Raw genomic sequence first — 20,861 nt, forward strand, 5'->3', positions numbered from 1 at the left:
CCCAAGGTTCCCGAAGACGCTACACGAGTAGACCGACAGCTCCGGCACCGAGCGTCGACGTTCGGCCAGGTCAGCGGACCACTGGGTGGGCGGCGGACCGGCTGACGGAGCGCCGCGATGGAGTGGCACCCCGGAGGCGGGATCCGCTGCACAGACCTGTTCCTGGGTCGTCTATTGCGCTAACGGCAGCCATGGCCGCGACGCAAGGCAGGCGACTCTCTGCCGCTGGCGGGAACAAAGGGGTGCCCCATGCGCCGACTCGCCACCGGGGCACGGTCGTTCTCCGGGGCGAGATCACCGAGCAGCTGACCGACACGGCCGAGGCCGCGCCGTTGGCCGCCCTGCGCGCCGTCGACGTGCTCGAGCGGATCGCCGCCCGTGTCCGGCCGCCGGGGTCTTTTCATCCCATCCCATCGACAACCGGCACGTCGCCCTCATGCTCATCTTCAGCGTCGCTCAACAAGTCCGCAGAAGAAGTCCGCGGCGAAGAAGCGCGTCACCTGCAAGGCCGGGTCGCTTCAGTCGCTGACGAAGGCCGAGCTCTACAAGAAGGCCGCGGCCGCGCGCGTTCCCGGCCGCTCCACCATGACCCACGACCAGTTCGCCGCCGCCCTCACAGACACGGCAAACAGTCGGTCCTGACGTCGCGAGGCTCGGACACGGCGCCCTGAGGCTGGCGCACGGTGCGCCGTCGAGCTGCGGCTGCCCTCCGGGTTCCAGATGGCCGACCCGGCCTGGCGTGCCGGCTACGCCAAGGCTGCCAAGGGCGTGATCGGTCAGGCACTGCGGTGGAACTGCACAGAATTTCCGGGATCGTCGATGTCCTCAGTGAAGTAGAGGCCACCGCTCGCCTGCCCGCCGGATACCCGGAGCAGCGAAGTCAGGGTCCTTTTCGGCTGGTTGAAGTGGAGGTCGATCGCCTGGTCGGCAGCGGTGCCGGAATCTCCGAGCTCCCAGGTGCCGCAGGAGTCGGTCCGCCGACCGTCGCCGATGGGGAAGGAGTGGCTGCAGAACGCCCCATCCTCACTGAATTCGATCTCGGCGCCGCCCTTCGCCTTCCACGACCCTGCCAGCTTCTGCGCGGAGACGCTTCCTGTGCTGAGGCCCGGGCTGCCGCTCCACACGTAGAGGACGCCGGCGAGGGCTGCGATGGCGGTCGAGGCCAGGGCACCGAAGAGGATCTTTCGGCCCATGGTCAGTTCACCTTCGTCCGCTCTGTCCAATGGTTCGTCTGGGTCCGGTTCGGCCCGCTGTCGAACAAGGTACCCAGGACCTGTACAACCCCAGGGCCGCGTGCGGGCGTGCGCAAGGCCGACCAGGACGGGTCGGTGTTCGGTCAGCGGGTGGCGGCGTTGCGGAGTGTGAGGGTGGTCTGCGCGGCGTTGGGGAGGCGGGTCTCTCGGACCAGCCGTACTGCGCCGAAGGTGGTGGCGTCGCTCCAGGCACACACGGACTGGTCGCCGTCCAGCCCCGTCGCGAGGCCGCAGCTGAGGCCCCCGCCGTACGGCCCCGCGTCGAAGCGGGTCACGTCGTGGGCTTTCGCAGCGGCGAAGAAGTTGCGGAACTCCTGCGAGATCGACTCGGTCGCCTTCTCGTCGTACACCTTGGGATCCCACTCCGCGCTGCGGACAACGACGAAAAGCTCGAGGTTCTCGTCCCCACCCTTGTCGTAGTAGCCGACCTTCGCCCCTTCGGGCAGCTTGCGACCCGCCATCACCTCAGCCTCGGTCCGCTCCGCGGCCGCACCCGTCAACAGCCGGAAGTCCGCGAAACTGTCCGGAAGGGCGATGGTGCGCGGTGCGTCCGCCGCCGAGCCCCGGCCCTCGGAAACCGGCCCGGTCGCCGTCGTCTCGGAGGCCCGGGGTTCCGGGTTGTACGAGATCGTGGCCTTCACCCCTGCGGCAGCGGCTATCAGCACGGTCACACCGATGACGAGCACACGGCGCTTGCTCTCCACACGAGCGGTCGCGGCGGGGTCGCCGCCGGGCGGGGTCGAGGGAGCGCGCCAGGAGCTGGTCAGTTTCCAGAGCGCCACGATGGCGATGAGGGCGACGGCGAGGACTCCGACGACCTGGCCGGCGGCGTAGCTTTGCGAGGTTGTGTCCACGGACAGGGCGATCATGTCGAGCATCGTACGTGCGATCGAAAAAGGTGTGGATCACGATTTCGACAGCCCCGGCACGCCAGCATTCAGCACCTCGGCCAACCGCCCGAGTGCCCGGCTCAACGGGTCCGACCACCAGCCACACCCTCACCGTGCCACCCGCGGATCGAAGTTGGCTCCGGAGCGTTCCAGTTGGCCGAGACGGCGCTGCAGAGGGCCCAACCGCTGTGGACGGAGGCGTGGGGCAAGATGCGGCGTATGACCCTCTCATCGCGTTTCACCCTGCCGGGCCAGGTCCGTTCCGTGGCCACGGACGATCCTTTCGGGCCGTTGACCGTGACCGGCTACGGTGCGAATCCCCTGGTGACCGTGATCACGAGGGTCGATCTTTCAGGCAAGGTGGCGTGGCAGCAGACCTACCCGGGGACGGGCAGGCCGCAATCCCGTCTGTCTGCGGACGGCACGCTGTGGGTCGCCTACCCAGATCGCGACGGCCGGCTCCTGGAAGGTGTTCTGCCGGACGGATCCCCTGGGCCCACAGCCCGCCCGGAGTGCCGACCCGATGAGGAGATCGGGGCGTTCGTCCTCCTCGACGACGGGTTCGTCATTTCCTGGGTCAGTGCCTCCCGCCTGGTCCGTGGGGAACGAAGCCGGCCCACGTCCGTACCGGAGCCTCGCGTGTCCCGGTACACGCGAGAGGGCGAGTGTCTTTGGTCCACGCCGATCGTGCTCGGTGCGGTGTCGTTCCCGGGTTTGGTGGAGATGGGAGACCGGACCGGATGGGAGATCCGGCCGCGTAGATCTTGGGTTCCAGAGGAGATCGGTGTAGACCACTGGGAGCCACTGCTCGTATCAGCCGACCGGATTGCAGCCAGCTTCACCGACACACGGGGCGGCATCGGGAGGACGTTCTTCCTCGACCTGGACAGCGGCGAGACTGTGTCGGCCACCTCTGCCGCTCCCACGGGCCGAAAGGCGATAGCTGGCCCTGGCCAGTTCCTGATCGGATCCCAGGGCTATGGCGCGTTCACGACCGGCCGTTTCGGCCGGGACGGCGCCGAAACCGCGCGCTGGGCCAGCCACGGGGCGATGCTCGTCGACAGGGACGGCAGCGCCAGCGGCCCCGAGCTCGAAAATCGCCTGCCTTCGAGATCACGCTTCCGGCGGCTCGCACAGGACAACAGCCTCGTGGACGGGCCGGCGCTGACGGGCTACTACATGTCCTACCCCGCGATGGACTGCGAGGGAACCGCGGTGTTCTGGCGAGACGGCAAGCTACTCGCCGTGGACACGGACCTCGCCGGCCACGAACTGTTCGCCATGGACGACAGCCGAGCCGTCATCGGTCGTGCGCTACTGCTGAGTGAAGGCAGCGTCGTCGTCTCCCTGGACAACGAGGTCCTGGTTTTCCGTACACCGCTGGGCCCCCTGGCCGAAGGCCCCTGGCCGTGCGGGGAAGCGAACCTCCAGGGCAATCCTCTGCTGAGCTGAAAATGCCTGCGTGACGCCGACGGAGGCTGAGCATGTAGTTGCCGCTGAGCGTTGTAGGTGGCCGGAACCACGCAGGAGACGTCCCTATGACGTCTACCGATCCGGCTGAGCCGGAGTCTCGAAACCGGTCCGCGTGCGCATGCGCGGGAAAAGGAGATGCTGGTTCCTGGCCTGCGCAGGCAGGATCTCTCCATGTCGACCGACGTCAGCGGAATGATCGAATGCCGGCCGGGGGCCCGCCTATGGGGCCCCGACGACGAGGACTCCGTATGGGAGGTCGGCATCGATCTCTTCCTCCTCAACAGGGGCAACGCCTACGACGGCCTGGCCTGCCTCTTCGGAATCCGAAACTCCTTCGGCTTTCGTCCCCTGGCGGAAGGCCGTGGCTTCCCGGACGATGCCTCGGATGGGCTGCGAGGTGAGTTCGCCGGCTACGGCGGCCCCCACGATGTGCACGGGACCACCTGGCTGACCTGGGCCGAGCTGGACACCACGGACTGGCAGGAGACCGACGCCTCAGGCACACGAACCCGTGCCTCAGCCGCAGGTATCGACACCGACTGGGGCCGGGTTTGGAGCGTCATGCGCATCCTCAGCGAAGTCCACGGAGCTGAGAACGTACGCCTTGTCGTCTGGTTTCACTGACTCGTGGCTCAGTACCTGTTTGGCCAGCCTGGCCAACTACAGCGCTAAGTCATAACGGGTGTGACCGAGCGCCGTAGTTGGCCCGCCTGGCCAGATGCGTGCTCAGTCGGGTACCACGCCCCGTCTGCGGCCCGACGGCGTCGCAGCCGGCCGCCGTCAGATACCGGCGGCCTGCACTTGGGCGAAGGTGCCGACCTTCGCTGACCATGCCTGCTGGCCCTGTAGAGGGCGCCATCCGATCAGCGAGTCGGAGGTGGCCGTGTCGGGCCAGATCATGTAGCCGAGCATGACGAGCTCGCACCCAGCCGCGTGGGCTGCGTCGGCCGGGAATGTCGGCCAGTCAGGCCAGTGCGAGAGGTCCTTCTCGGCGAGGGGCTCGCGGCTGCCCTCGCGAACCACTTGCAGTTGGTAGCCGCTGTTCGCAGCCTTGCAGATGGCAGTGAGATCACGGCGGAAATCGTCAGTCGTCACGGCAAAGGACGCTAACAAGATCAGCGTACTGACGAAGTGCCGGGTACCGGCTTGGGTGCTGGCCTGGGGCCCGGACTCCAGACACCATGGGCATGACCTTGGCGCCGGGAGCGAGGCCCTGCGGGCCGCCTGCCGAGCCGTCGCCGACGATCGCTGCGGTCATGGTGGTCCCGTGCCCGACGAAATCCTCGTGCGGCGGGTACTGCTGATCCGGGTGCTCGAGCGGTGGTTCCATGAATGACACGCCTGGAAGGACGGACTCGCTCCTCAAGCCTGGGACAAGTTTGACGCCACTGTCGATGACGGCCACCGTGATGCCGGTGCCGTCTGCAACCTTCCACATCTCCTGGGCTTTCATGATCTTGAGGTAGCCCCGCGGGTCGGTATCGGCGGCCGCCGGCATTACCGTGCCTGCGCTGACCGCCAACGCTGCGACGATGACGCCGCCGCTCTCCGCCACGACCCATGCCGACGTATATGGCCCTGCATTTTCGCCCCTTTGTGTCCATGCGCTGCAATCTCGCGCGAACCCACCCCATCACACTGTCCATCCACAGCAGCGCCTGACCTTCCGTTAACTCCAGCACCAGCCTCACAGCAGCGCAGCCCTGGGGATTCAGAGTGGGCGGGGTATCGGCAGGCCGCCGACGCCGACAGCCTGTCCCTCAGCGGCGGTACGGTTCAGGACCGGCCACTGCACGGGCCTAGGTACGGTGGCGGCATGGCGACGATCCTGCGGCACCCCCGGCCTGGATTCACCTGGGACTGGTGGGCAGTCGACACCGAGGGCTTCCTCGTGCAGTTCAGCGGCGGGCCCGCCCCCGAGCACCTGCTGGCGCATGTGGACCGCGTCGGCGCCGCAGCCGCGTGGGCGGAGGAACACCGCCCCGCATTCTTCAACCCTGATCCCTTGCCGCTCCACGCTTTCAGCTGCAACGGCGAGTTGCCGACCTACACCCGGAACGGCGTCCCGGACTCCCCGTTGCGGTTGTCCGACGCACCGACAGTCATCGCGGAGGTCGCGGTTTTGGTCGAACTGAACAAGGCAGTGAGAGATACCTGGACGATCCACCTCGACGAGGGATGGGTCTAGCCAGCTCGTTCAGGTCACCTCGCCGACCAGATACTGAGGTTTTCGGGTCGTCGTCGGGTAGTGACGGTTCATGATCCCTGCGGTATGCCGGTGAGGTGAGGTATCCAGAGGGCGGGGGCCTGACCGCTGAGCGTCGGGCGTTTCGTGAGGAGATCCGGCTTCAGGCCGGCGTGCGGTTCGCGGCGGGTGAGAAGACAGCGGTCATCGCGAAGGACCTGCGGGTGAGTGTGCGGTCCGTGGAACGCTGGCGCCGTGCCTGGCGCGAGCGCGGCATGGATGCCTTGCGCTCGACGGGTCCGGCGAACGCCCCGACCGTCACCGATGAACAGTTCGCCGTGCTCGAGGAGGAACTCGGCAAGGGGCCGTCGGCACACGGCTTCGAAGACGAACGCTGGACCCTGGCCCGGGTCCAGACCCTGATCCGTCGGCATCTTCGGGTGAGCCTGTCAGTGGCGACGGTGTGGCGGCTGCTGAAACGGCACGGCTGGTCCTGGCAGACGCCCGCCCGCAGAGCCCTCGAGCGTGACGAGCACGCGGTGGAGCTGTGGAAGAAGGAGGTCTGGCCGGGGGTAAAAGCCTCGCGGCGGCGTCCGGTGCCTGGATCGTCTTCGAGGACGAAGCCGGCTTCTCGATGACTCCGCCCCGTGCCCGCACCTGGGGCCGGCGCGGACAGACCCCTGTCATCCGTGTGCGCGGCAGGTCCCGCCGCCGGACCTCGGTCGCCGCGCTGTGCTGCTGCAAACCCGGTGAACACAGCCGTCTCATCCACCGGCCCCGCACTCATCTCCTGCTCAAGGGTGCGCGCAAGAGCTTCTCCTGGAAGGACTACCGCGGCCTGCTGGTGCGGGCTCACATCCAGCTCGGCGGCCCGATCGTGGTGGTCTGGGACAATCTCAACACCCACCTGGCCGCGGGGCTGAAACATTACGAGGCCGAGCACGACTGGCTCACCACCGTCCGGCTCCCGCCCTATGCACCCGACCTGAACCCCGTCGAGGCCGTCTGGTCACTCGTGCGCAGAGCGATGGCCAACACCGCCTTCGCCACACCCGACGACCTCGACCGCACACTCCGCCGCGAGTTACACAGAATCCAACTCCGACCCCACTTGGTCGACGGCTGCCTCACGGCCACACATCTGGCCATCGACCCACCGACCCCACCCTGAAAACCTCAGTAACTAGGATTGACCCATGACTAGGCCCTGTTTCTCGGATCTCCTGACGTGAGTGGGGTGTTGGGGTGAGGCTGTCTGCATGGGTCGTGGAGATCTGACCAATGCGGAGTGGGATCGACTGGAGTCGTTCTTACCTCCTGGTGGTGCCCGCGGGGGCCGGTGGAGTGATCACCGCCGGGTGATCAACGGAGTGCTCTACCGGGTCTGGACGGGCGTTCAGTGGCGGGATCTGCCGGATCGGTTCGGGCCGTGGGAGACCGTCTACAAACGCCATCGCCGCTGGTCAGCGGATGGAACGTGGACGATGCTGCTGTCTCGGATCCAGGCGGCCGAGGACGCCGCGGGCCGGATCGACTGGGACGTTTCGGTGGACTCGACAGCAGTGCGGGCCCACCAGCACGCCGGCGGCGCGAGGAAGACGCCGGCGGCCGTGGTCCCTCAAAGGGGGAACGCTGGGGGGACGAACCAGGTCGATCCGGTGTTGCGGAAACTGGCGGTCCGGCTCGAGGAAGTGGTCAGATCGGCGAGTGCCTGGGACGCTCCCGCGGCGGATTCACCACCAAGATCCACCTCGCCGCCGACGGACGATGCCGGCCCCTCGCCGTCGTCCTGACACCCGGCCACTATGGTGACGGCCCCCAGTTCGAGCGGGTACTGGAACTGGTCTCCGTGCCCCGTATCGGAGTCGGCCGGCCCCGCACCCGGCCCGACCATGTCCTGGCGGACAAGGCCTACACATCCCGGAAGAACCGTCGCTACCTGCGACGACGCGGAATCCGGCACACCATCCCCGAACGCCGCGACCAGCAAAGACACCGCAGGAACCGCGGCTCCCGAGGCGGCCGCCCCACCGGGTTCGACAGCGAGCGCTACAAGAAACGCAACACCGTCGAACGAGCCATCAACCGCCTCAAGGGCTTCCGTGCCGTCGCCACCCGCTACGAGAAACGCGCCTACATCTACCTGGGCACCGTCACCCTCGCAGCCCTCATCATCTGGCTCCGCACATGATCCGAGAAACAGCCCCTAGTCGACGTCAGCTGATACTTCGCCTGTCACTGCCCCTGCCCCTGCTGTTGGCGTCCACGCTCTCCCTGGCGGCCTGCAGCTCGACGCCCTCCAAGGCCACGGTGGCGGCGCGCGAGTTTGCCAAGTCCGCCTGCGCCTCCCTGCAGCAGCTGACCGACCAACTCGTCCGCCCCCGGCCGTCAAATCTGACCGACCCCTACTACCAGACCGCCGAGCAGTACTTGAACACGGCGACCAACCGCGCCGCCGACGCGGCTCAACAGGACCACGGCTACCAGGAGTTCGCCGACACCCTGCACCGGGCGGCCGAGACCTGGCAGGTCACCTTCACGCTGGACGAGGCCGAGCCGCTGATCCAGCAGGCACGGAAGGAGAAGTGCTGACGCTCTCGACGTGAACCTAGTCGGGTGCAGATCTTCTGGGTGCGCCTGTTCGTCCTGGCTGACCTGCCGTTGCCCCTTCCAGCCCCTCAGGCCGAACCCCTGGTGCTCGGACCACTCCTTCGAGCAGGAGTTCACCAGAGGCTGTGACCAGCGGGAATGTGCGGCATGCGGAACCTCCACGGCCCACCTCGAGCCGTCCCGCGCCCGCCAGTGGTGCTCGGGCACCTGCCGGCAAAGAGCGGACCTCCGGCGAGCCGGACTCCGGGATCGCGCAGCTCAAGCCCCTGCCGGTCCAGCTTCGCTGTCACAGGTCACCGGTGACCGGTGGCCGGTCACCGGCTCGGGCGGGAGTTGCACGGGTTGGTCACGGCGCTGACGTGCTGTTTGACCGATCGCGGAAGACGGATCGGTCACGCTCTCCTGCCGACCGGTCACACGTCCCGGTGGGCAAGCCCCGGCGTACGAAGGGTTTGCCCAGCGTCCGGACCGCTGGGCGGGATGGCTCCCGAGGTCGTGGCGTCACCGTCTGGGACGCGGCGGCCCGGAGCCGACCGACATCACCCCGCTGGCCGTACACCGGAGTCATGAGACGAAACAAGCAGGAGAACCCGGCCGGGCTCGGGCAGAGCGATCCGGGCGACATGTGGCTCGCCCTGGCGCGCCTCCACGCCGCCCACCGCGACCCGGTCGGCCGCCTCGTCCCGTTCGAGCTACCGGAGGCGCTGCTCTCCCTCACCGAGCAGGACGACCTCCTCTTCACCGCACGGGTGGAGCTGTCCGGGATGGAGACGATGGGCCACCTCCACGACCTCATCCGCACGGTCACCCACGGCGTCACCAGTGAACTGGGCTACGCAGGGCCCGGGGTCGCACTGGAGGTCCTGGTCGGCAAGCGCCACGAACTCGCCCTGCACCCGGCCCACGTCGACGGCCTCACCAGGCTCCTGCGCCACGCCGTCGGCACCATCGCGGCCCGCAGCACGCCCGGGGGCGGCCGGTGCTTCCACTGCGACGGCACCGGGCTTGCCCGCCCGTTGTGGGAGCCGGCCGGGCAAGCCTGAACGACTGGGCAAGCCCAAGGCGACCCTGGGCAAGCCACCTGGGAGGGCGGCTTGCCCAGGGGCGGCGGCCGGGCTACGCCATCGCGGCGGCCGCGGTCTCCAGGGCGGCGCGCTGCTGCGGGTCGACGGGGACGTCGGCCTGGCGCAGCGAGCGGAGCGTGCTGCAGCCGGCGCACAGCCTGCACAGCCCGATCACCGGCATTGGCCCGGCACCGATGAGGGTGTGCGAGGACGAGCTCTCATAGACGGGCCGGTAGCAGCCGGGGCACGGCAGGCAGTCGTCGACTCCGTCCGCCGGTGGCGCGTCCGGGCCGAGCTGCGGCACGATCCGCAGGAGGTTCTCCCCGGCCTCGGCCCACAGCCCCATCGGCCGCTCCGCGGAACGCTCGAAGACCACGTCACCGTCCGGGCCTTCGCTGGTGCGGACCCGGGCCAGTGTGCCGACGCCTTCGTCGGGGTGGCTCGGGAGGAACGCCAGGACGGTCTTGGCGCCGGGCTCGTCGCTCACGCTGTAGACGTGCCCGCGCCCGGCCTTCAGGACGGCGCCCGTCTCGTTCAGGCCCCGGCCGTCGTCGTTGCGCAGGCGCAGCTGCCACGACGCCGGGGCCCCGTCGATCTCGGCAGGGGAGGAGGTGATCAGGATGCCGTTGCCGGACCGGCGGACGTCCAGGTGCAGCCTCCCCAGGACGGAGTGGAACGCGGTGCCGAACCACTCCGTCGGCTGCCCGCCCTCACCGCGCGGCGCGCGCGGCTTGTGCAGCTTGTGTCGTCCCATGCTCTGCCTCGCAGACGTGATCCGTGCACGGGCCGATCGGTCCGCTGAACCCACAACCGCTCCCCGGCGGCTCAGGCACGCCACAGGCCCGGCCTCCACCCGTTCAGCGCACCTGGGCAAGCCTCCCCGGAACGGGTGGCCGGCGGCCGCACCCCCGACCCGCAGGAAGGTTGCACCGGAAGGGGGCTGGACAGTTGCCTGCAGGGGTGCACTAGGGGCTGTTTCTCGGATCATGTGCGGAGCCAGATGATGAGGGCTGCGAGGGTGACGGTGCCCAGGTAGATGTAGGCGCGTTTCTCGTAGCGGGTGGCGACGGCACGGAAGCCCTTGAGGCGGTTGATGGCTCGTTCGACGGTGTTGCGTTTCTTGTAGCGCTCGCTGTCGAACCCGGTGGGGCGGCCGCCTCGGGAGCCGCGGTTCCTGCGGTGTCTTTGCTGGTCGCGGCGTTCGGGGATGGTGTGCCGGATTCCGCGTCGTCGCAGGTAGCGACGGTTCTTCCGGGATGTGTAGGCCTTGTCCGCCAGGACATGGTCGGGCCGGGTGCGGGGCCGGCCGACTCCGATACGGGGCACGGAGACCAGTTCCAGTACCCGCTCGAACTGGGGGCCGTCACCATAGTGGCCGGGTGTCAGGACGACGGCGAGGGGCCGGCATCGTCCGTCGGCGGCGAGGTGGATCTTGGTGGTGAATCCGCCGCGGGAGCGTCCCAGGCACTCGCCGATCTGACCACTTCCTCGAGCCGGACCGCCAGTTTCCGCAACACCGGATCGACCTGGTTCGTCCCCCCAGCGTTCCCCCTTTGAGGGACCACGGCCGCCGGCGTCTTCCTCGCGCCGCCGGCGTGCTGGTGGGCCCGCACTGCTGTCGAGTCCACCGAAACGTCCCAGTCGATCCGGCCCGCGGCGTCCTCGGCCGCCTGGATCCGAGACAGCAGCATCGTCCACGTTCCATCCGCTGACCAGCGGCGATGGCGTTTGTAGACGGTCTCCCACGGCCCGAACCGATCCGGCAGATCCCGCCACTGAACGCCCGTCCGGACCCGGTAGAGCACTCCGTTGATCACCCGGCGGTGATCACTCCACCGGCCCCCGCGGGCACCACCAGGAGGTAAGAACGACTCCAGTCGATCCCACTCCGCATTGGTCAGATCTCCACGACCCATGCAGACAGCCTCACCCCAACACCCCACTCACGTCAGGAGATCCGAGAAACAGGGCCTAGGCGGGGGACCGCAGGTGTGACCCCCCGAAGCTGGTGATCTTCCATTCGTACAGGTCAGAGGCCATGGGCAAGCCCCCTTCGGAAAACGACACCTCTTACCTCGCGATAGCCGAGGGGAGAGGTCTATCTGTATCCCGGGGGCCGGCGGCCGCGCGGAGGGGTACATGTGCCGGTATGGCTCGTGAACGGATCCGGTGGCCCCTCGTCGTGGAACGGGCCCGGCAGATCGTGGACGGGTACGCGCCACTCAAGGTGACCTTGAGGCAGGTCATGTACCGACTCGCAGCTGAGGGCGTGCTGCCGCACACGCCGCCGATGTACCGCCGGCTGTCCGCGCAGCTGGCCCAGGCCCGGCGGGAGACCGGAGACCTGGTCGGCCGATCCGGTCACCATGCGGCAATGACCGGAGCGTCGGGTTCGTGCTGCCGCCAAGCCTCGTTGAGGCGCGCGAGCCTGCCCGCTGCGGCGATGCCGCGCAGGGACGCGACCTTCCCGTCATGGACTTCGAACGCCACGGCGCCCACGACCCGGTGGTCGATCACGGCGAGGACGGCCGGGGAGCCGTTGACCAGCGCGAAATGGAACGTGGGGGAGCCGCCTGCCAGCCGCCGCTTCGCAGGCGTCGGCTTGAAGCCGGCCCGCACGTGGGAGGCAACCTGTTCGGGCGTCGTGTACCGCAACAGCCGTTTGGCCAGCCCGTTGCCGTCCGAGAGTGCCATCACATCGTCGGTGAGCAGCGCCACCAGCCGTTCGGTGCGCCCCGACGCGGCCGCGACAAGGAACTCCTCGACGACCCGGCGCGCGGACGCAGGGTCGACCTCGCCGCCTCGGCGGCGCTCGGCGGCAATCCGGGTCCGGGCTCGGTGGACATGCTGTTGGCTCGCGGACTCGGTGATGTCGAGGATCTGGGCCATCTCGGCGTGGCTGTACGAGAATGCCTCGCGCAGGACGTAGACGGCTCGCTCGACCGGCGAGAGGCGTTCCATCAGGGTCAGCACGGCCAGGGAAACCGATTCCCGCTGCTCAATGGTGTCGGCCGGGCCGAGCATCGGGTCGCCCTCCAGGAGCGGTTCGGGCAGCCAAGCGCCGACCGCTCGCTCGTGGCGCACCTGTGCCGAGCGGAGCCGGTCGAGGCACAGGTTGGTGACGACCTTGGTCAGCCACGCTTCCGGGACCTCGATCTGCTGCCGATCGGCGGCTTGCCAGCGCAGGAACGCGTCCTGAACGGCGTCCTCGGCGTCGGAGGCAGAGCCGAGCAGACGGTACGCGAGCGAGGCCAGCCTGTTCCGGCTGGCCTCGAACCGACTGGTGTCGAAGCGATCACTTACGGTGCTGCCCATGTGGATCACCCTAGGCGGCTACGCGACCGCCTTGTCGGCGGGGGCGTCCTGCGCGTACGGGAGCGCCTTCGCGGCGGACGCGTCCGGCGCGGCGGCCAGGTGGCGCTTGCGCTTGGGCACGCAGAAGGTCGGGTGCGAGTTGGTCCACATCGACAGCTTGAGGATGCCCGCCTTGATCCGTGCGGCCTTCCGGCCGCCCATGTACTTCGGCCTTGCGTGTGCTTCGTGGTCGACCATCTGCAGGATCCCGTCCTGCCGCCCGAGGCTGATGTGGTTGCCCAGGTAGTCCAGCTTGACGTGTCCGATCTTGCTGCCGGTCAGGCGCCCCACGATGGCCTTCATGGCCTGCCTGCCGGTGTAGCCGGCCGTGGCGCAGGACATCGGCAGCGGCCGGCCGTTGTCGCCGATGGCGTAGACGCTGTCGCCGGCGGCGTAGACGTTCGGGTGCGAGAGCGAGCGCATGGTGCGGTCGACGACGATCCGGCCGTTCTCGGTGACCTCCAAGCCGGCAGCGGCGGCAATCGGGTTGACCGCGAACCCGGCCGTCCACACGGTTGCGTCGGACGCTACGGCGGTGCCGTCGGCGCACAGGACTCGTGTCGCTTCGACGGCTTCGACGCTGGTGTGTTCCATGACGGTGATGCCCAGCCGGTCGCAGGCCCGGCCCAGGTGGCCGCGGGCTGCGGCGGAGAGCTGGGCGCCGAGCTCACCGCGGGCGACCAGCGTCACCGACAGGCCGGGCCGGGATTCGGCGATCTCGGTGGCGGTCTCGATGCCGGTCAGCCCGTCGCCGACGACCAGCACGTTCCCGCCTTCCCGCAGGCTGTCCAGGCGCTCGCGCAGGCGCAGCGCCGAGGGCCGGGCGGCGACGTCGAAGGCGTGCTCAGCCACACCTGGGACGCTCCGGTCGTCGCCGTGGCTGCCGAGCGCGTAGAGAAGCGTGTTGTAGCCGAGTTCGTCACCGCCGTTGGCGCCAGCCACAATGACGACCTGGCGCTCGGGGTCGACGGCGGTGACGCGGGCCAGGTGCAGCCGTATCCCCGTGTCCGCGAAAATGTCGGCGAGCTTCTGGGTTTCGATCTCCTGGCCGGCGGCGACCTGGTGGAGCCGCAGCCGCTCGACAAAGTCCGGCACGGCGTTGACCACGGTGATCTCGGTGTCCGCCGGGGACAGCCGGCGGGCCAGGTTCCCGGCCACGTAGGTCCCGGCATAGCCGGCGCCGAGGACGACGATGCGGTGCTTCATGTGATGCTCCTGTCGGTTCGCTCCGCTGGGCTCTCGGTGACTTGAGCGGGACAGCGCCCCGATTCCTGACAGGAAGCACATGTGACGTGGGTCACAGATCGGTAAAGGTGTCGGTGTCGCCCTGTGATGGCGGCCGGTGTGCTGGTCAGGCCCTACGTGCGGTCACCGCGCGACGCACCGCGTAGGCAGCGGCGCCGGCCGACAGAACCGCCGCGCCTGCGATCACTGAAGAGACCGGCAGGGCGAAGGCGAGGACGAGGCAACCGGCCAGCCCGACGACCGGGATGATCCGCGCCGGTCGGCCCTCGTCCGGGGAGAGCGTCCAGGCGGAGGCGTTGGCGATGGCGTAGTAGGCGAGCACCCCGAAGGAGGAGAACCCGATCGCCCCGCGCACGTCGGTGGTCGCCGCGAGCACGGCCACGACAGCGCCGACCACGAGTTCGGCCCGGTGTGGCACCTGGAATTTCGGATGGACGGAGGCCAGGGCATGCGGGAGGTTGTGGTCGCGGGCCATCGCCAGGGTCGTGCGCGAGACCCCGAGGATCAGGGCGAGCAGCGAGCCGAGCGCGGCCACCGCGGCACCGACTCGTACGGCCGGCGCCAGCCAGTCCGCGCCTGCGGCGCGCGCGGCATCCGACAGCGGAGCCGTGGCGTCGGCGAGTCCCTGCGGGCCGAGCACGAGCAGGACGGCGACGGCGACTGCCGCGTAGACGACCAGTGCGATGCCGAGAGCGATCGGGATGGCCCGCGGGATGGTGCGGGCCGGGTCGCGGACTTCCTCTCCGAGCGTGGCGATGCGGGCGTATCCGGCGAAGGCGAAGAACAGCAGGCCCGCTGCTTGGAGCACCCCTCCGAAGGTCACGTCGTCACCGATGCCGAGCCGGGCGATGTCCGCGTCGCCGGAGGTCACGGCCGCGACCACCACTGCGGACAGCACGGCCAGGACCACGGCGACGATCACGCGGGTCAGCCAGGCGGACTTCTGCACCCCGGCGTAGTTGACGGCGGTCAACGCCACCACGGCCGCCACCGCGGCGGCGTGCGCCTGGCCCGGCCATACGTAGGAGCCGACGGTCAGAGCCATGGCCGCGCAGGATGCGGTCTTGCCGACCACGAACGCCCAGCCGGCGAGGTAGCCCCAGAACTCGCCCAGCCGCTCCCGCCCGTAGACGTACGTACCTCCGGAGGCCGGGTAGCGGGCGGCCAGGCGCGCCGAGGACATCGCGTTGCAGTACGCCACCACCGCTGCCAGCGCCAGGCCGAGCAGCAGCCCCGACCGGGCCGCACCGGCCGCCGGAGCCAGGGCCGCGAAGATCCCCGCCCCGATCATCGACCCCAGGCCGATCACCACGGCGTCGAACACACTCAGGTGCCGCTTCAACTCGCCCGTACCCGCAGGCCCCGACACCGCACCCATCACTCGCTCCCCACCACAATTCGCCAGATGTACCGGCGCACCGTATAGGAACAAGGTGTCGAGACGGGGTTGGCGCAGAGGTAGGCGAGCAGTCATCCGAGGGAGATCATCCTGGGCGCTGTGCTGGTGCCGCCGCGGAGACCGCGTTCACTCAGACCGGCGATGGCGCCACACCTGCTGCACTCGTTACGGTGGGTCACACCGATGCTGAGCTGCACTGAGCCGATCGCTCGCACCTCATGCCACAAGTCGAGCCCCAGAGAATCCGCTCTGCCAGGAGTGCCGCGCCCGGCTCCTGGCGTCACAGCAGAAGCCGGCCCACCCGGAGCCTGACGTTGCGGGGCCTTCTGGCCGCATCGGGCGCGCCGGGCCGCGCCCGGCCGGTGACGCTGGGGGGCCAGGCTCGGAGTGGCGGTGAAGGAGGCCAACCCCGAGTGGTTCTGACCCCTCCCTCCGAGCCGATGCTCGCCCAGGCCGCCGAGTCCGTCCCCGGTCCCGGTGTTCTGGCGGGCGGCCTGGCCCTGGAGCAGAAGTTCGACGGTCACCGCACCATCCTCTTTACCCCCGCTGGCCCCGGCGGCCGGGTGCTGCTCCAGACCCGTCGTGGCTCCCTGGTCCAGGACCGCTTCCCCGACCTGGTCGCAGCCGCCGAGCAGCTGCCCGACGGCCTCGTCCTCGACGGCGAACTCGTCGTCTGGGGCACCGCAGCCGGACGCCTGTCCTTCGAAGCGCTCCAGCGCCGGGCCGCCGCCCGCGGCCGCACCGCCGCCGCACTGGCCGCGAAGACCCCGGCCTTCTTCATCGCCTTCGACGTCCTCCAGCAGGACGGCACCGAACTCCTCACCCGGCCCTACCGTGAGCGCCGGCGCATCCTCGAGGACCTCTTCGACACCCACCAGCTCAGCCCGCCGTGGACGCTGTGCCCGATGACCACCGACCTCGCCAAGGCGAGGGAGTGGCTGGAGACGTGGACCGACGTCTCCGGAGTGGAGGGGATCTTGGTGAAGGGAATGAACCAGCGCTACCTCCCCGGATCGAGAGCCTGGTGAGTTGACTGCACCAACTCGACGAGCATCCGGTGTGGTTTCCGAGGGGAAGGCTCTCACCGTGGCAGTCGATCGCAGTCAGCTGTTGTCTGGACGAGTAGGCCCTGCTCTGGTGGGTCGTGTGGTGCGGACCGGTCAGCCGGTGGTGCCGTACCTCCTCCTCGACGGGGGCGACGAGCCGGTCGTCCCCGTCTCGGATTGGACCACGGACCTGATGGTGGGCGACGCCAGCCCGAACACCTGCCGGGCGTACTGCTACGCCCTCCTGACCTGGTTCAGGGTGTTGTGGACCATCGAAGTGGACTGGCAGCGTGCCACCGAGGGCGACGTCGTGGCGATGGTGGGCTGGATGCGTGCGGCCAAGAACCCCCAGCGCGCCCGGCGCCCGGACTCGGCCCCGGCGGGCTCGGTCAACCTGAAGACCGGCAAGCGGTACCTGCCTGACCGCTACGGAGCCTCCAGTATCAACCTGACGCTGGCCGCGGTCCGCGGCTTCTACGAGTTCCACGCTCATCTCGGGGAGGGTCCTGTTCTCAACCCTGTGCCGGAGTCACGGCGCGAAGCGATGGTGAACCGGCACCGCACACCGGACACCCCGCGGTCCCCGGCCCGCCGTGGCCGACTGCGCCAGAAGTCCCCCCGTCCGGCGCCGCGCGCAATGTCTGACCTGGCGTGGGACGAACTGTTCGCGGCGATGGGAAGTGACCGCGACCGGGCTGAGAGGTGGCAGCCCAGGTGAGAGCCGGGCGGGGCAGGTTGCCGTGTGGAGCGGGCCTGGGGCGGGTGCGTGGCGGCAGCGTGGGTGGAGGCCGCGTCGGCGACCCGCTTGGGCGAGTCGCCGGGTGGCGGGGCGTCAGCAGGTGAGGGTGACCTCGTGCACGACCGGCTGGGGTGTCCAGGGGAAGGAGGCCACGCCGAACGTGCCGCGGACCGTGGTGCCACAGGGGACGGTGCCCGCCGGGCCGCGCACCTCGAGCGTCGTGGTGGTGAAGACGACAGGCTTGTCCTGTGTGAGGGGCGGGGCGCCGGCGCCCACGACCTCGGCGGACAGCGTGGTGGACAGCTCCTTTGTGGCCGGCGTCGGGCTGCCGGGAGAGGGCGGCCCGGCGAGGCTGACCCTGCCGTAGAACTGCACCGCGTTACCGGTGACCTCCGCGCACAGCCGGGTGAGCAGGCCTGCCTGGAGGCCCGAGTTCCCGCAGGTGGTCACGGTCTGGTCGGCGGCGGCCTCGGGGGTCGCGGCGGCAGGGTCGGCGGCCAGAACGGTCAGGCCGGCAACGCCGACCGCGAGAAGGGCTAAGCGGTTCATGGGGACGTGCTCTCCTTGGTGTTTTCGTCGGTGCGTGACGGGCCATCAACCCGCCTTATGCGATGTGATATTTCACATCACATAAGAAGGCGAGATGATCGCGCCCTGAACTCCTTCCGTCAGAGGGTCAAACTCTCCGGCGCAGCGGTCGGCCCGACGTTCCGTGGTCGAGCAGCGCAAGCCCCGCCTCGCTCTCCGCATTGGCGAGGTCACCAGCCAGTGAGGGTTGGGCACCTGCCGCCCGGGTATCGGCCGGCCCTGGCGCCACCCGTTGGGGGGTGGCGCCAGGGCCGATGTCTGAGCAGGCGGCTTGCCGGGGAGGATTCGGTGCGGTGGGCCCGCTGTCAGGCGGGCGTGCCGTCGATCTTGTAGGGGATCGGCGCGTCCATGAAGGTGCCGCCGCCTACGGCCACGGTCAGCTCGCCCTTGCCGTCCTGGGCTGCGAGTTCAGCGGAGGCTTCCTTGGCCGGGGGTACTGCAGGGTGAGGTAGGAATTGCGGACGTCGAAGTCGACGCCCGGCTGGTCTGTGGCCGGGGTGCCGTTACGCGCCCGCGCGGTCGAACCGGACTTCCCCACCCTGGAACATGATCGTCTTCCCGGACGGCAGCGTTCACGACGCCGCCACCCACCCCGACCCGCCCGCGGCCCCGCCGACCCTGCCGCGCCCCGCGGCAACCCCAACCATCGAGCCGGCCCCGGCGTCTCCGGCCCGCCCGCCACGCTCGTTCCCGAGGACCACCGGGCCGCGTGGACGGCGCTGTGGGCCACGCACGCGGCTGGGGACCTCCCCACCGCGGTCGTCCTCGCGCACCGCCTGGAGGCACAGCTCGAAGCGGAGTACGGGCCGAGCCACCCGGACACCATCACCGTCCTGAGCGCCCGCGCATGGCTGACCCTGATCCAGCGCGCCGACCCCCGCGGCACGGTCGAGCTGCTGCTCACCACAGCGATCCGGCGGCAGGCCGCCCGTGCCCGCCCCGAGCTGGAGACAGCGCGAGCGGCCCGCAACGCCCATGCCGTCTGGCGGATCCTGTGCGACCAGGACCCCGAGGGCGCCCGGGAGATGGCCGAGAGACCGCGGAGGTGGAGCTGAACGCGGCGGCGGTGATGGTCGGAACGGAGGCCGGCGGGCGGTTCGCCGCGGCCCGCCCGCCGCAGGTGGCCTGGCCCGAGTTCCAGGCCCTCGCCGGCCGCCTGGCCCCCTGACGGCGACCGCCGAGCGGGCACGGACGTCCGCCGCGCGGGGCCGGAGGTCAGTACTCCGCAACAAGCCGATCCCGGCCCGGTGACGAATCACATCCGGCCATCGCCCCGGCCGGATCCCGGGGGCTACGGTCTGCGCGACGGCGGAACTCGCAGAGGGAGAAGACCATGAGAGCGGTACGGGGGCAGGCGGCCATGGCCGTCCTCGCGGTGTGCGGGATGCTGGCGCTGAGCGCCTGTCAGAACGGCGACGACCAGGCCGCCGCACCGGACGCGAAGCCCAGTGCGGCCGCACCGGCGTCGCCCACCGCCACGACCGCCGTGCCGGCCCCCTCGAAGACCGGCGCGGCGCCCAAGCCCTCGGCGACCGCCACCCCGGCGGGGAAGAATCCCCCCGCCCCGGCCCCGCCCTCCGCGCCGGCCTGCGGCGCCGACCACAGGATGCCGGTCTCGCCCGACACGATCGCCGTGCACCGCTACACGCCCGAGGGCGGCATGACCAACCTCATCGTCCAGCACGGCACGTACGGCTGCCCCGGGCGCTTCGAACCGTCGGGCGCGTGGACGTACATCCCGATCTCGGAGAAAGCCAAGATCACCGCGACGGCGCCGATCCTCCCCTCGGAGGTGATGGGCAAGCCCATCTCCACCAGCGAGCTGACCTCCTGGCTGGACACCCACCCGGACAAGGGCCTCCCCTTCCGCTACCACCTGAACGCGGAAGGGGTCATCGACACCCTCGACGAGATCTACGTGAAGTAGCCCGCTGCCGCCGCCTCCCCGGCCCGGGGCCGGGGTCCGGACCATCGAGGGAGACGTTCACGTGACTGCGACACCGCTCGTGATTGTCCATGTTGGGCTGCAGGGGCTGTCCTGGGAGGCTGAGCCTGGTTTCTGCTGGGCAGGGCTGTGTGCGTGGTTGGTGGGGGACAGTTCGATGCGTTGAAGTTGGTGTCACTGGGATGAGTTGCATTGGACAGCGGAGCGCGGTGTAGCAAGTGATTCTCGACAGTGCAGGTTGGCTGAGCGGATCCGGAGGATGCCCTGGATCCCAGTATCTATCTATGGTGAGAAATGATGCAGATGCTGGCCCATGCGTGCTGCGGGTACGCCGTCAGAGCTCTCTTTTGAGCGGGAGGTGTTGGCTGCATGGCGGCGAGGTTTGACCCGTGTACGTCATGTTGAGATCGTTTAGGTGACTACTTGTTCACGCGGAACTTGAAGGAGCACTATGCGCGCCAGCGTCGCACGACGTCTCTCCGCCTTGGCTTTGGGGATCGGGCTGACCCTCTCGGGGACCGCCTTCGCGGCTTCCCCTGCCTCTGCCGCCGCGATCACGTGCCAGACGACTGGCGGGGACCTCTATGTCACCGCCACTTCGGCTCCGGTTCGGACTGCCTACTACGAGACCGGCCGAGTCGTCGACACCGTCCACCGCGCAGACAGGCTCCATTTCACCCAGTGGTGCAAGAACTCCAAGGGCAACCTCTGGTACTGGGTGGACAAGACCTATGGGGTGAAGGACGGCTGGATCTACTCCGGCAACGTATCGCGTATCTGAACCGGTTTTGTTGCTGCTGGCGGGGCCCGCGTTAGCGGGCCCCGGGTCCTGGAGGCGGAGCCGGAAGGACCGGGGTGGGGGAGCGGAGCGGACCCGCCCAACGGGCCGAAGGCTCGGACCCCGTGAAACGGGGTCACCCTAGCCTGCGGAGCAGGCCGTTCGGGGTGGAGCGAAGCGGAACCGAACCAGTCAGAGCGAAGCGCAGGACACCGGCCGAAGGGCCGGCCTAGGATCGCGAGCAGTCCGCCGCCGAGCGCAGCAGGCGGTTCCTGAGCGCGCAGCGCTCAAC

General features: G+C 69.4%; 22 protein-coding genes and 2 pseudogenes. 14 read left to right on the forward strand and 10 right to left on the reverse strand.

Annotation, left to right across the window (positions count from 1 at the left end; all coding sequences use genetic code 11):
- Nucleotides 1–776 precede the first annotated feature (776 nt).
- Both OHA89_RS38995 and OHA89_RS39000 read right to left on the reverse strand, forming a co-directional pair.
- Nucleotides 777–1,193: a hypothetical protein gene (locus OHA89_RS38995; RefSeq protein WP_406368304.1), complete on the reverse strand. Its 417-nt coding sequence runs from the start codon at nucleotides 1,191–1,193 to the stop codon at nucleotides 777–779.
- A 143-nt stretch (nucleotides 1,194–1,336) separates the two neighbouring features.
- Complete coding sequence (locus OHA89_RS39000) at nucleotides 1,337–2,122, reverse strand: hypothetical protein (RefSeq protein WP_406368306.1); 786 nt, start codon at nucleotides 2,120–2,122, stop codon at nucleotides 1,337–1,339.
- 240 nt (nucleotides 2,123–2,362) lie between these two features.
- On the opposite strand from OHA89_RS39000, the gene OHA89_RS39005 reads away from it, so the two are divergent.
- Both OHA89_RS39005 and OHA89_RS39010 read left to right on the forward strand, forming a co-directional pair.
- Nucleotides 2,363–3,595: a hypothetical protein gene (locus tag OHA89_RS39005; RefSeq protein WP_406368308.1), complete on the forward strand. Its 1,233-nt coding sequence runs from the start codon at nucleotides 2,363–2,365 to the stop codon at nucleotides 3,593–3,595.
- Nucleotides 3,596–3,787: 192 nt separating this feature from the next.
- Nucleotides 3,788–4,240, forward strand: a complete 453-nt coding sequence (locus OHA89_RS39010) for a hypothetical protein (RefSeq protein WP_406368310.1) — start codon at nucleotides 3,788–3,790, stop codon at nucleotides 4,238–4,240.
- Nucleotides 4,241–4,396: 156 nt separating this feature from the next.
- Here the strand turns inward: OHA89_RS39010 and OHA89_RS39015 are convergent, their stop codons facing one another.
- Together OHA89_RS39015 and OHA89_RS39020 are read right to left on the reverse strand one after the other, a co-directional pair.
- Nucleotides 4,397–4,711 carry a hypothetical protein gene (locus OHA89_RS39015; protein WP_406368312.1) on the reverse strand — a complete coding sequence of 105 codons (315 nt, stop codon included), beginning with the start codon at nucleotides 4,709–4,711 and terminating at the stop codon, nucleotides 4,397–4,399.
- The gene (locus OHA89_RS39020; protein ID WP_406368314.1) at nucleotides 4,701–5,171 is read right to left on the reverse strand and encodes a S8 family serine peptidase; all 471 of its coding nucleotides are present in this window, start codon (nucleotides 5,169–5,171) and stop codon (nucleotides 4,701–4,703) included. The genes OHA89_RS39015 and OHA89_RS39020 overlap by 11 nt, the downstream gene beginning before the upstream one ends.
- A gap of 261 nt (nucleotides 5,172–5,432) precedes the next feature.
- Here OHA89_RS39020 and OHA89_RS39025 point away from each other — a divergent pair, with 261 nt between their 5' ends.
- The 6 genes and pseudogenes from OHA89_RS39025 to OHA89_RS39050 all read left to right on the forward strand — a co-directional run bounded on the left by OHA89_RS39025 (nucleotide 5,433) and on the right by OHA89_RS39050 (nucleotide 9,454).
- A complete protein-coding gene (locus OHA89_RS39025; protein WP_406368316.1) occupies nucleotides 5,433–5,804 on the forward strand; it encodes a hypothetical protein in 372 nt (123 codons plus the stop codon).
- A gap of 95 nt (nucleotides 5,805–5,899) precedes the next feature.
- Complete coding sequence (locus tag OHA89_RS39030; RefSeq protein ID WP_406364905.1) at nucleotides 5,900–6,439, forward strand: winged helix-turn-helix domain-containing protein; 540 nt, start codon at nucleotides 5,900–5,902, stop codon at nucleotides 6,437–6,439.
- Nucleotides 6,436–6,972, forward strand: a complete 537-nt coding sequence (locus OHA89_RS39035) for a transposase (protein ID WP_406364904.1) — start codon at nucleotides 6,436–6,438, stop codon at nucleotides 6,970–6,972. Before OHA89_RS39030 ends, OHA89_RS39035 begins: the two co-directional genes overlap by 4 nt.
- Nucleotides 6,973–7,060: 88 nt before the next feature.
- A pseudogene (locus tag OHA89_RS39040) lies at nucleotides 7,061–7,992 on the forward strand (IS5 family transposase).
- Nucleotides 7,989–8,393, forward strand: a complete 405-nt coding sequence (locus OHA89_RS39045; protein WP_406368318.1) for a hypothetical protein — start codon at nucleotides 7,989–7,991, stop codon at nucleotides 8,391–8,393. Before OHA89_RS39040 ends, OHA89_RS39045 begins: the two are co-directional and overlap by 4 nt.
- 584 nt (nucleotides 8,394–8,977) lie before the next feature.
- Entirely contained in the window at nucleotides 8,978–9,454 is a 477-nt protein-coding gene (locus OHA89_RS39050) for a hypothetical protein (RefSeq protein WP_406368320.1), read from the forward strand.
- Nucleotides 9,455–9,527: 73 nt separating this feature from the next.
- On the opposite strand, the gene OHA89_RS39055 is transcribed toward OHA89_RS39050, so the two are convergent.
- From OHA89_RS39055 to OHA89_RS39075, 5 genes and pseudogenes are all read right to left on the reverse strand, one after another.
- The gene (locus OHA89_RS39055) at nucleotides 9,528–10,229 is read right to left on the reverse strand and encodes a hypothetical protein (protein ID WP_406368322.1); all 702 of its coding nucleotides are present in this window, start codon (nucleotides 10,227–10,229) and stop codon (nucleotides 9,528–9,530) included.
- A 230-nt stretch (nucleotides 10,230–10,459) separates the two neighbouring features.
- A pseudogene (locus OHA89_RS39060) lies at nucleotides 10,460–11,391 on the reverse strand (IS5 family transposase).
- Between the two features lie 445 nt (nucleotides 11,392–11,836).
- The gene (locus OHA89_RS39065) at nucleotides 11,837–12,790 is read right to left on the reverse strand and encodes a sigma-70 family RNA polymerase sigma factor (protein WP_257559144.1); all 954 of its coding nucleotides are present in this window, start codon (nucleotides 12,788–12,790) and stop codon (nucleotides 11,837–11,839) included.
- A gap of 18 nt (nucleotides 12,791–12,808) precedes the next feature.
- Nucleotides 12,809–14,035, reverse strand: coding sequence for an NAD(P)/FAD-dependent oxidoreductase (locus OHA89_RS39070; RefSeq protein ID WP_266616845.1), 1,227 nt, complete (start codon nucleotides 14,033–14,035; stop codon nucleotides 12,809–12,811).
- Between the two features lie 145 nt (nucleotides 14,036–14,180).
- Nucleotides 14,181–15,452, reverse strand: a complete 1,272-nt coding sequence (locus OHA89_RS39075) for an APC family permease (RefSeq protein ID WP_406368325.1) — start codon at nucleotides 15,450–15,452, stop codon at nucleotides 14,181–14,183.
- A gap of 434 nt (nucleotides 15,453–15,886) precedes the next feature.
- Between OHA89_RS39075 and OHA89_RS39080 the strand changes: the two genes are divergently transcribed.
- Both OHA89_RS39080 and OHA89_RS39085 read left to right on the forward strand, forming a co-directional pair.
- Complete coding sequence (locus OHA89_RS39080) at nucleotides 15,887–16,501, forward strand: hypothetical protein (RefSeq protein ID WP_406368327.1); 615 nt, start codon at nucleotides 15,887–15,889, stop codon at nucleotides 16,499–16,501.
- 118 nt (nucleotides 16,502–16,619) lie between these two features.
- The gene (locus tag OHA89_RS39085; RefSeq protein ID WP_406368329.1) at nucleotides 16,620–17,237 is read left to right on the forward strand and encodes a site-specific integrase; all 618 of its coding nucleotides are present in this window, start codon (nucleotides 16,620–16,622) and stop codon (nucleotides 17,235–17,237) included.
- Between the two features lie 114 nt (nucleotides 17,238–17,351).
- Here the strand turns inward: OHA89_RS39085 and OHA89_RS39090 are convergent, their stop codons facing one another.
- Nucleotides 17,352–17,807 (reverse strand): hypothetical protein, encoded by a 456-nt coding sequence (locus tag OHA89_RS39090; RefSeq protein WP_406368331.1) that lies wholly within the window; start codon nucleotides 17,805–17,807, stop codon nucleotides 17,352–17,354.
- Nucleotides 17,808–18,301: 494 nt separating this feature from the next.
- On the opposite strand from OHA89_RS39090, the gene OHA89_RS39095 reads away from it, so the two are divergent.
- The 4 genes from OHA89_RS39095 to OHA89_RS39110 all read left to right on the forward strand — a co-directional run bounded on the left by OHA89_RS39095 (nucleotide 18,302) and on the right by OHA89_RS39110 (nucleotide 20,572).
- Nucleotides 18,302–18,901 carry a hypothetical protein gene (locus OHA89_RS39095; protein WP_406368333.1) on the forward strand — a complete coding sequence of 200 codons (600 nt, stop codon included), beginning with the start codon at nucleotides 18,302–18,304 and terminating at the stop codon, nucleotides 18,899–18,901.
- On the forward strand, nucleotides 18,892–19,014 hold the full coding sequence (locus OHA89_RS39100; protein WP_406368335.1) for a hypothetical protein: 123 nt from the start codon (nucleotides 18,892–18,894) through the stop codon (nucleotides 19,012–19,014). The genes OHA89_RS39095 and OHA89_RS39100 overlap by 10 nt, the downstream gene beginning before the upstream one ends.
- Before the next feature lie 165 nt (nucleotides 19,015–19,179).
- A complete protein-coding gene (locus tag OHA89_RS39105) occupies nucleotides 19,180–19,773 on the forward strand; it encodes a hypothetical protein (RefSeq protein WP_266941377.1) in 594 nt (197 codons plus the stop codon).
- A 469-nt stretch (nucleotides 19,774–20,242) separates the two neighbouring features.
- Nucleotides 20,243–20,572 (forward strand): hypothetical protein, encoded by a 330-nt coding sequence (locus OHA89_RS39110; RefSeq protein ID WP_406368337.1) that lies wholly within the window; start codon nucleotides 20,243–20,245, stop codon nucleotides 20,570–20,572.
- The last annotated feature ends 289 nt before the right edge of the window (nucleotides 20,573–20,861 follow it).

The sequence above is a fragment of the Streptomyces sp. NBC_01546 genome (assembly GCF_045208355.1).
In the GTDB taxonomy this organism is placed as follows: Bacteria; Actinomycetota; Actinomycetes; order Streptomycetales; family Streptomycetaceae; genus Streptomyces.

Excerpts from the sequence above, each read along its gene's own strand:
- OHA89_RS38995 (WP_406368304.1), bottom strand. The coding sequence starts at position 1,193 with ATGGGCCGAAAGATCCTCTTCGGTGCCCTGGCCTCGACCGCCATCGCA.
- OHA89_RS39000 (WP_406368306.1), bottom strand. The coding sequence starts at position 2,122 with ATGATCGCCCTGTCCGTGGACACAACCTCGCAAAGCTACGCCGCCGGC.
- OHA89_RS39005 (WP_406368308.1), top strand. The coding sequence starts at position 2,363 with ATGACCCTCTCATCGCGTTTCACCCTGCCGGGCCAGGTCCGTTCCGTG.
- OHA89_RS39010 (WP_406368310.1), top strand. The coding sequence starts at position 3,788 with ATGTCGACCGACGTCAGCGGAATGATCGAATGCCGGCCGGGGGCCCGC.
- OHA89_RS39025 (WP_406368316.1), top strand. The coding sequence starts at position 5,433 with ATGGCGACGATCCTGCGGCACCCCCGGCCTGGATTCACCTGGGACTGG.
- OHA89_RS39035 (WP_406364904.1), top strand. The coding sequence starts at position 6,436 with ATGACTCCGCCCCGTGCCCGCACCTGGGGCCGGCGCGGACAGACCCCT.
- OHA89_RS39045 (WP_406368318.1), top strand. The coding sequence starts at position 7,989 with ATGATCCGAGAAACAGCCCCTAGTCGACGTCAGCTGATACTTCGCCTG.
- OHA89_RS39050 (WP_406368320.1), top strand. The coding sequence starts at position 8,978 with ATGAGACGAAACAAGCAGGAGAACCCGGCCGGGCTCGGGCAGAGCGAT.
- OHA89_RS39055 (WP_406368322.1), bottom strand. The coding sequence starts at position 10,229 with ATGGGACGACACAAGCTGCACAAGCCGCGCGCGCCGCGCGGTGAGGGC.
- OHA89_RS39065 (WP_257559144.1), bottom strand. The coding sequence starts at position 12,790 with ATGGGCAGCACCGTAAGTGATCGCTTCGACACCAGTCGGTTCGAGGCC.
- OHA89_RS39070 (WP_266616845.1), bottom strand. The coding sequence starts at position 14,035 with ATGAAGCACCGCATCGTCGTCCTCGGCGCCGGCTATGCCGGGACCTAC.
- OHA89_RS39075 (WP_406368325.1), bottom strand. The coding sequence starts at position 15,452 with ATGGGTGCGGTGTCGGGGCCTGCGGGTACGGGCGAGTTGAAGCGGCAC.
- OHA89_RS39090 (WP_406368331.1), bottom strand. The coding sequence starts at position 17,807 with ATGAACCGCTTAGCCCTTCTCGCGGTCGGCGTTGCCGGCCTGACCGTT.
- OHA89_RS39105 (WP_266941377.1), top strand. The coding sequence starts at position 19,180 with ATGAGAGCGGTACGGGGGCAGGCGGCCATGGCCGTCCTCGCGGTGTGC.
- OHA89_RS39110 (WP_406368337.1), top strand. The coding sequence starts at position 20,243 with ATGCGCGCCAGCGTCGCACGACGTCTCTCCGCCTTGGCTTTGGGGATC.